We start from the raw sequence: 2,638 nt of genomic DNA on the forward strand, positions 1-2,638 counted from the left end.
GGCCGTGGCTGCGTGGCGGCTGGACAGGCTTCTGGCAAAGATGGCCAGCGGTATGAAAATAAGCAGGGCCCAGCTGAGAATGCCGGGAATACCGCTGGTGGCAGCATTATTGAGCAGGTCGTTATGGGCATGTCCCGTGCAACAGTCCAGGAAGTGTTCCGGCAGATTTCCAGTTGCAACTTCCGATTCTATGCGGTGGGTGTAGCCACCGAGGCCAGCGCCCGTCCAGGGATTGTCGCTGAGCATATTCAAGGCCTGCCCCCAGATTTCCAGCCGAATTTCCACGCCTGAATCCAGGTGCCCGTTGTGAAGCAATCCATTGAGTGAGCTGGACATGCGGTCGCTGGTGATAATCGCGCCGGCAACGAGAAGTGGCACAACAATCAATCCGGCAATTCCAAGTTTTTTGCTGAGCAGCGGCACAAGCGCGATCAGAAGAAATGGCAGAGCAACCAGGTTGCTGCGGGTTTCAGACAGCATGGAAATCAGGACCGCAGCCGTTCCTCCGGTGAAAAACAGTATCGCCAGGCCTACCCGTTTGTCCCGGATAAAAAACATGGCAGCAACGATCGTCAACATGCCGCCCAGGAGGGCAAGATTGCCAAAGCTTATGGGGTTGATCCCGCCACCGAAACGGGAATTCAGCACCTGACCAAGCGCGCCCTGGCGGGCGGCAACGGTCACGAGAAAAATCCCTATGATGGATACTGCCATCAGTCCGATGGCTGCAAAGGTGGTTCGGGCGCCGATCCGGGCATAGCTAATGGCAACAATGAGTGGCCAGAACAGGATAAACCGGGCGTGCGTGCCAAACGTTTTTCCACCCTCATAATCAAAGCCTTCCAGGGCCCAGGACAGAAAGCTCACCAGAACGAAGAACCAGAAGGAAAAGTGCAGCAGTCTGAGCTCTTTGGGCTTGTCCCAACCGGTTTTATACAGTGATTTGCGAGCACTGAGCACCATTCCGGCAATGGCAAGCAACAGGGTGGCGCCGGCCAGGATGCTCGAAGACAGGAGTGCGCCGCCAAACCCGATGATCAACAGTGCGTGGAAGGCCAATGTGGGGTTCAGCATACGCGATCCGGGTTGTAGGGGTTGATTTCGCCGGGTGGCCGATGGCGCATGCGTTTGTACTCCCATTGATACTGCTCGGGGATTTCTCGTACGCATTGTTCGATGGCGTGATTCATGGCCGTGGTTGCGGCCACAGGGTCCTTGTCGCCGAGGCCCGGGCCGGTCTCGCGCACGACGATCCGGAATCCGGAAGCATCGGGCAGGCGTTCCGCATAGGTGATCAGCACGTTGGCGCTGGTGCGCTGGATAAGCTTGGACACCAGGGTCATGGTCTTCACTTCCATGCCGAAGAAAGGTGCAAAGGCGTTGCCTTTACCCCGGGGTGACTGATCCGGCAGAATCCCGGCAACACCGCCTTCCCGGAGAATCGAGGCAAGTCGGGCCAGGCCACGACGGTCGCCCCTGACCAGCTCTGAGCCAAGCCGGCCGCGAACCTTGATCATATAATCTTCGAATTCGGGCATATTCGGTGGGCTGTAAAGCGCTGCCATCTTGTAGCGCGATGAGAAGAACAGCCCGGCCAGTTCCCAGTTACCCAGGTGCGGCGCAAGGAGAATCAGCCCCTGGTCGCCGGCCATGGCCTTGTCGATCAGTTCCAGCCCCTCAGTTTCCCGGATCAGGCCAAGGCATTTCTCCACCGGCCATTCCCACATTAGAGGAACTTCGAGCATGGTCATGCCGGTTTGGGCCAGGGACCTCTTTGACATAACCGCCCGTTCGGTGTCTGAAAGCTCGGGGAGGCAGATGGACAGGTTAGTGTCGGTAACCTGTCGCGACTTGGTTGGCAGCCTCCACACCAGGTAACCGACGAAGCGGCCTATCCGCTGGGCGCCGGCCAGCGATAACCAGCCGGCGATTCTGAGTAGCCCGGCAATAACGAAGTACTTGAGCTTACTCATTTTCGGCCGTACCGGTCCTCATAGCGTACGATGTCGTCCTCACCAAGGTAGGAGCCGGATTGCACTTCGATCAGTTCCAGGTCGATGACCCCCGGATTTTCCAGCGAGTGCACCTGGCCGATTGGAATGAAGGTCGACTGGTTTTCGGTGACCAGATAGGTCTTATCACCGTTAGTGACACGGGCTGTGCCACTGACGACAATCCAGTGTTCTGCGCGATGGTGATGCATTTGCACAGAGAGCTTGGCGCCTGGTTTGACCGTAATCCGTTTGACCTGATAGCGGGCGCCGTTGTCGATGGAGTCGTAAACGCCCCAGGGCCGGTAAACTTCCCGGTGGTTCATATGTTCATGGCGGCCATCGGATTTGATCCGCTCCACCACAGTTTTCACGTCCTGAACGCTGTCTTTATGGGCAACCAGCAGGGCATCCTTGGTTTCGATCACCACCAGGTTGTCCACACCGACTGTTGCCACCAGCCGGCTGTCGGCGCGGACCAGCGTGTTAGTGGTGTTATGGGCAATCACGTCGCCGGTCAGGCTATTGCCGTCCGCGTCCTTGTCACTGACTTCCCAGAGCGCCGACCAGGAGCCGATATCGCTCCATCCGGCATCCAGTGAAACCACGGCGGCCCTATCGGTCTTCTCCATGACGGCATAATCGAC

General features: G+C 57.8%; 3 protein-coding genes. All 3 read right to left on the reverse strand.

The features are described 5' to 3' along the window. Window positions 1-1,074: O-antigen ligase family protein (locus ACESMW_RS18965; RefSeq protein ID WP_372988517.1), on the reverse strand; the 1,074-nt coding region annotated here is incomplete at its 3' end. Further along, window positions 1,068-1,973: a lysophospholipid acyltransferase family protein gene (locus tag ACESMW_RS18970; protein ID WP_372988518.1), complete on the reverse strand. Its 906-nt coding sequence runs from the start codon at window positions 1,971-1,973 to the stop codon at window positions 1,068-1,070. The genes ACESMW_RS18970 and ACESMW_RS18965, both read right to left, overlap by 7 nt. Next, window positions 1,970-2,638 (reverse strand): mannose-1-phosphate guanylyltransferase/mannose-6-phosphate isomerase (locus tag ACESMW_RS18975; RefSeq protein ID WP_372988519.1); only part of this gene is annotated, 669 nt, incomplete at its 5' end. The genes ACESMW_RS18975 and ACESMW_RS18970, both read right to left, overlap by 4 nt.

Origin of the sequence: Marinobacter sp., assembly GCF_041690455.1 — a bacterium.
In the GTDB taxonomy this organism is placed as follows: domain Bacteria; phylum Pseudomonadota; class Gammaproteobacteria; order Pseudomonadales; family Oleiphilaceae; genus Marinobacter.